Raw genomic sequence first — 5,392 nt, 5'->3', positions numbered from 1 at the left:
GAGATGAAGATTCGCTCAGTGGATACCACACAATATCTTAAGCGTTTGCGCGATAGAGATTTTGACATGCTTTCGTCGGCCTATGCGGCGAATCCTTACCCAAGTCCTAACTTGTTGATTATCTGGAATTCAAACTACATCGATTCAACGTACAATCGCGCCGGAGTGGCAGACCCAGTTGTCGACTTCCTCACTGAACAAATTGCCGCCAATCAAGAGCATCCAGAAAAATTATTGCCTTTAGGCCGAGCATTAGATCGCGTTCTACAATGGAATTTTTATCTGATCCCACAGTGGTATCTGAGCCAATATCGTATCGCAACTTGGGACAAATTCGAGCGCCCTAGCGTGATGCCAAAATATGATATTGGTCTTGATACTTGGTGGGTTTCGGAGCAGAAAGCGCAATTGCTACCAGAAAAACGCCGTTAAGAGGATGCAATGACTGCTTATATTTTCCGCAGATTGCTGCTCGTTGTGCCCACGCTGTGGGCGATTATTACCATTAATTTTTTTATCATCCAAATTGCCCCCGGAGGCCCAGTTGAGCAAGCGATTGCACAAATGGAAGGGCATGGTGACGGAATTATGGAGCGATTTACTGGAGGCGGCCAAGAGGTGGATATGTCGCTGTCGGCTAACACTGGAGGATATAAAGGTTCCCGAGGTTTAGACCCCGAGGTAGTCGAAGCGATAAAAAAACAGTTTGGTTTCGATAAGCCTCTTCATGTCCGTTATTTTGAAATGCTAAAAAATTACGCAACCTTTAATTTTGGTGACAGCTTATTCAAAGGAGGCAATGTTATTGATTTGATCACTGAGCGTTTACCCGTTTCGATCTCTTTAGGGCTGTGGAGTACGCTGATCATCTACCTTATCTCCATTCCTCTCGGAATTTTAAAAGCCATTCACCATGGCTCAAGGTTTGATGTATGGTCAAGCGCAGTGGTTATCATCGGTTACGCTATTCCGGGCTTCTTGTTTGCGATTATTTTGATCATTATTTTTGCCAGTGGAAATTATTTCAGCTGGTTCCCACTGCGTGGTTTAGTATCAAATAATTTTGCTGATCTGACTTGGTATCAACAAATTGGCGACTATTTTTGGCATTTGGCTTTGCCCATCTTTGCAATGGTGATCGGTGGGTTTGCCACTTTGAGTATGCTAACGAAAAACTCATTTCTTGATGAGATCAACAAACAGTATGTGGTGACGGCTCGAGCAAAAGGACTGGATGAAGGACGTATTCTTTATCAGCACGTTTTTCGTAATGCGATGCTGATTATTATTGCCGGTTTTCCGAGTGCTTTTATCAGCATATTTTTCACCGGTTCGATGCTGATTGAAGTGATGTTTTCACTGGAAGGTATAGGGCTACTTGGTTTTGAATCGACCATTCAACGGGATTATCCTGTAGTGTTTAGTTCTTTATACATCATGACGTTACTTGGATTAGTCCTCAGCATCATTTCCGATTTGACCTATATTTGGGTTGATCCTCGAATCGACTTTGAGGCTCGTTCATGATGGTAAAAAAAAGGCTGTCCAACCCATTAAACGTATTGCGCTGGCACGGTTTTAAGTCCAATCGGCGCGGTTTTTATTCACTATGGTTGTTTACGCTTTTATTTGTGGTGAGCCTATTTGCTGAGCTGATTGCAAATGATAAACCCCTTTTGGTTGAGTACGATCAGCAGTGGTTTTTCCCCACCTTTCAACAATATGCAGAAACTCGTTTTGGTGGTGAGTTTGAAACCGAAGCGGATTATACCGATCCTTACGTCATCGATCTGATTGAACAAAAAGGCTTTATTGTTTGGCCATTGATCCCATTTAGTTACGACACCATCAACTTTAATATCAATAATGCAGTGCCGTCAGCGCCAGATTCAGTGAACTGGCTTGGTACTGATGATAAAGGGCGCGATGTGCTGGCTCGTATTATTTACGGGTTTCGTATTTCGGTTTTGTTTGGCTTTGTATTAACACTCGTCTCGTCAGTGATAGGCGTTATCGTTGGTGCCACTCAAGGTTATTATGGCGGTTGGCTTGATTTACTTGGGCAACGTTTTATTGAAGTTTGGTCAGGGATGCCAACGCTTTTTCTGCTGATCATTTTATCGAGTTTCGTCGAACCGAATTTTTGGTGGTTGCTTGGTATTATGGTGCTTTTTAGTTGGATGAGTTTAGTGGGCGTGGTGAGAGCGGAGTTTTTACGCTGTCGTAATTTTGATTATGTGCGGGCTGCGCAAGCGATGGGGGTGAGTGATCGCCGCATTATGCTTCGCCACATGCTACCTAACGCGATGGTGGCTTCTTTAACCATGATGCCCTTTATTCTTTCAGGCTCAGTTACGACTTTAACATCCTTAGATTTTCTCGGTTTTGGCTTGCCAGTCGGCTCGCCCTCTTTGGGCGAATTATTGGCGCAAGGGAAAGCCAATTTACAAGCTCCATGGTTAGGTATTTCAGCATTTGTGGTGCTCTCGTTAATGCTGACATTATTGGTCTTTATCGGCGAAGCAGTACGCGATGCCTTTGACCCGCATTCGACAGGGAGAAGATGATGAGTAAAACCGTACTCTCTATCCAAAATCTTTCGGTCGGGTTTGGTCAAAAAGACAATGTTGAAGCTGTGATTAAAGCAGTGTCACTTTCTCTCTCCGCAGGAGAAACCTTAGCTCTGGTGGGGGAAAGTGGTTCTGGTAAATCAGTGACGGCGAATGCCATTTTGAAGTTGTTACCGAAAAGTGCTGCCCACTATTTGCAAGGGGAGATCTTTTTTGATGGTATCAATACGTTGAACTGTAGCGAGAGGCAATTAAGAGGTATACGAGGTGGGCGGATTGGTATGATTTTCCAAGAGCCAATGGTCTCACTCAACCCTCTGCACAAAGTTGGTAAACAGTTGATCGAAGTTGTGGAGATTCATCGAGGACTAAGAGGCAGCAAAGCACGTCAGTTGGCCATTGTATGGTTAGAAAAAGTGGGTATTCGATCGCCAGAAATTAAGATCAATGTTTATCCACATGAACTTTCTGGGGGAGAACGCCAGCGAGTCATGATTGCGATGGCTTTGATCAATGAGCCTGAATTACTGATTGCTGATGAGCCGACCACTGCGCTTGATGTTTCTGTTCAGGCGCAAATATTAGATCTACTTAAAAACCTGCAACAAGAACTGGGTATGGCCATGTTGTTCATTACTCATGATCTCAGTATTGTTAAGCGTATCGCTGATCGCGTTGCAGTGATGCAAAATGGGCAAGTGATCGAGGTGAATGATGCCAAAACGCTGTTCTCATCACCCTCTCACTCTTATACCAAAAAATTGATTGAATCCGATCCTAGAGGTTTGCCCGTTGACGTAAACCCTGACAACCCAATTCTAGTGCAGCTTCAGCATCTCAAAGTCTGGTTTCCCATCACTGGCGGCTTATTCAAGCGCACGGTCTCGCATATTAAAGCTGTCACCGACATGCAGTTTAAGCTTAAAAGAGGACATTCATTAGGAATTGTTGGCGAGAGCGGTTCGGGTAAATCGACCACTGGTATGGCGATACTAAAATTAGTTCATTCGGAAGGCTCGATTTGTTACGACAATAATGAGCTGCAAGGGTTAGATAGGAAAGCTATGTTACCTTATCGCAGCAAGATGCAAGTCGTTTTTCAAGATCCATTTTCAGCACTGAATCCGAGAATGTCGGTGGCGCAGATTATTGGGGAAGGGTTAGAGGTTCATAGCCGTTATGATCGACAAACTGTTGAACGAATGATTTGTGATGTGATGCGAGAAGTTGAGCTCGACCCAGCCACTCGCTACCGTTATCCCAATGAGTTTTCAGGTGGGCAACGACAACGTATCGCGATTGCTCGGGCATTGGTGCTTAAACCTGAGTTCATTTTACTTGATGAACCAACCTCTTCTTTAGATCGTACGATTCAAGCCCAAGTGTTGGATCTGCTTAAATCGCTGCAACAAAAATATGGGTTAACGTACTTGTTCATTAGCCATGATTTACATGTGGTGAAATCATTATGCCATTACACTATGGTGATGAAACAAGGTGAAGTCGTTGAGCAAGGGGAAACGCAACAGCTGTTTCTCAATCCTCAGCACCCTTATACCCAAGAGCTTATTTCCTTTTCTTATTAAACATCACGCTATGTCATACAGTTAAATAACCTGATGTTGTCGCTAGGAAAACAGTGAGTGAACCTTGAAAGTAGCAGTAAAGTTGGGGTGCTACGCGCATGTAAAGAATATCGCGATTAAATGGCCATCTTAATGGCTGGTACTATCGCTTCCGGCATGGCTAAAAAATAGCCTTGAAACATATCAATATCGAGTTTTTGCATTGCTTCGAGTTGCGCTTGGGTTTCGATGCCTTCTACAACGGTATTGGAACCATTCTGTTTCGCAAGGGTAATGCCATCCATAAGTGGGTCACAATCACCTTGCATATATTTGAGTAATAAGCTTCGATCAAATTTGATGATATCAGGCGTCACCAAATTAACCCGTTGTGGTGTTGAGGCTTGAGTACCAAAATCATCAATGGCAATTTTAAAACCATTTGCAGCCAGACTTTGCGTTGCGCATTGCAGCTTGCTTTCATTTTCTGAATCGATTTCAATCAATTCCATGACCAGTTGATTATGTTCTATATGCAGTTCTTTGAGGCGATCGCATAGCAATGCTTTGTTGATGTCGCTGATGGCAAACAATTCACCCGCGACAGGCAATAAGTTTAGAAATAATTGGCATTGACGATATTCGGAAAGGGCATAGTTTCGGATGTGGATAACTCGGCTGAGTCTTTCTACGTTAAGTTTGTCAATGGGATTAATAGTGTCGGAATGGAAAAAACAATCGGGGCGAATGGTCGTGCTGCCATTGGCGGTGATTCTCACTAGGGCTTCAACGCCCACAATGCGGTTATCCCGCGAGAATATCGGCTGGAAAACGCTTCGCAGCACAAGATGTTGGTAATGAGCAATAAACTGGCCATCGGAATCCAGAGACATGCATTTTGAAAACTGAGTTTTGTTAGTTAAAAGCATACAATTTTCGACATCCTAATCATTAATTTTTGCTTGAAGCATCCGAGCGCCAATATGCCATGCCATATTATTGACTCACCTTGACCTTTGTCAATTGTACCTTTGGCTAAGATGAAAATTTGTGGGTTGTCAAAACAGCGTCACAAATATTGAATTATTTAGTGAATGTGATGCGGCAGGCTCAATTGATTGAGTGTGTGCTAAATCAGAAGACAGCCCAATGAAGAGGGTAATAAGGTAAAATCTAGAACTTGGAAGAAAATGAGGGCGGTTTGTTTACGTTACGCCCATTGTAATACGGCATATAATTGAACGTATTTTCGGACTA

At 43.3% G+C, this 5,392-nt stretch carries 4 protein-coding genes and 1 pseudogene; 4 read left to right on the top strand and 1 reads right to left on the bottom strand.

Going from position 1 to position 5,392, the window contains the following annotated elements; genetic code table 11:
- The 4 genes and pseudogenes from B9J84_RS04820 to B9J84_RS04805 all read left to right on the top strand — a co-directional run.
- Positions 1–432 (top strand): annotated as a pseudogene (locus B9J84_RS04820) (ABC transporter substrate-binding protein); the annotation flags it as partial.
- A 9-nt stretch (positions 433–441) separates the two neighbouring features.
- The gene (locus tag B9J84_RS04815) at positions 442–1,527 is read left to right on the top strand and encodes a microcin C ABC transporter permease YejB (protein WP_013867858.1); all 1,086 of its coding nucleotides are present in this window, start codon (positions 442–444) and stop codon (positions 1,525–1,527) included.
- Positions 1,524–2,567, top strand: coding sequence for an ABC transporter permease (locus B9J84_RS04810; protein WP_017046433.1), 1,044 nt, complete (start codon positions 1,524–1,526; stop codon positions 2,565–2,567). The genes B9J84_RS04815 and B9J84_RS04810 overlap by 4 nt, the downstream gene beginning before the upstream one ends.
- A complete protein-coding gene (locus B9J84_RS04805; protein ID WP_094123653.1) occupies positions 2,564–4,156 on the top strand; it encodes an ABC transporter ATP-binding protein in 1,593 nt (530 codons plus the stop codon). Before B9J84_RS04810 ends, B9J84_RS04805 begins: the two co-directional genes overlap by 4 nt.
- Positions 4,157–4,272: 116 nt before the next feature.
- Here B9J84_RS04805 and B9J84_RS04800 read toward each other — a convergent pair whose 3' ends face one another.
- The gene (locus B9J84_RS04800; protein ID WP_013867855.1) at positions 4,273–5,064 is read right to left on the bottom strand and encodes an EAL domain-containing protein; all 792 of its coding nucleotides are present in this window, start codon (positions 5,062–5,064) and stop codon (positions 4,273–4,275) included.
- Between the last annotated feature and the right edge of the window lie 328 nt (positions 5,065–5,392).

This window comes from Vibrio sp. V03_P4A6T147 (assembly GCF_002241085.1).
Taxonomy (GTDB): domain Bacteria; phylum Pseudomonadota; class Gammaproteobacteria; order Enterobacterales; family Vibrionaceae; genus Vibrio; species Vibrio anguillarum.
Note: the sequence above shows the minus strand (reverse complement) of the source record. Positions and strands in the feature narration are given on the sequence as shown.

Coding starts and splice junctions, on each gene's coding strand:
- B9J84_RS04815 (WP_013867858.1), top strand. CDS start 442: ATGACTGCTTATATTTTCCGCAGATTGCTGCTCGTTGTGCCCACGCTG.
- B9J84_RS04810 (WP_017046433.1), top strand. CDS start 1,524: ATGATGGTAAAAAAAAGGCTGTCCAACCCATTAAACGTATTGCGCTGG.
- B9J84_RS04805 (WP_094123653.1), top strand. CDS start 2,564: ATGATGAGTAAAACCGTACTCTCTATCCAAAATCTTTCGGTCGGGTTT.
- B9J84_RS04800 (WP_013867855.1), bottom strand. CDS start 5,064: ATGCTTTTAACTAACAAAACTCAGTTTTCAAAATGCATGTCTCTGGAT.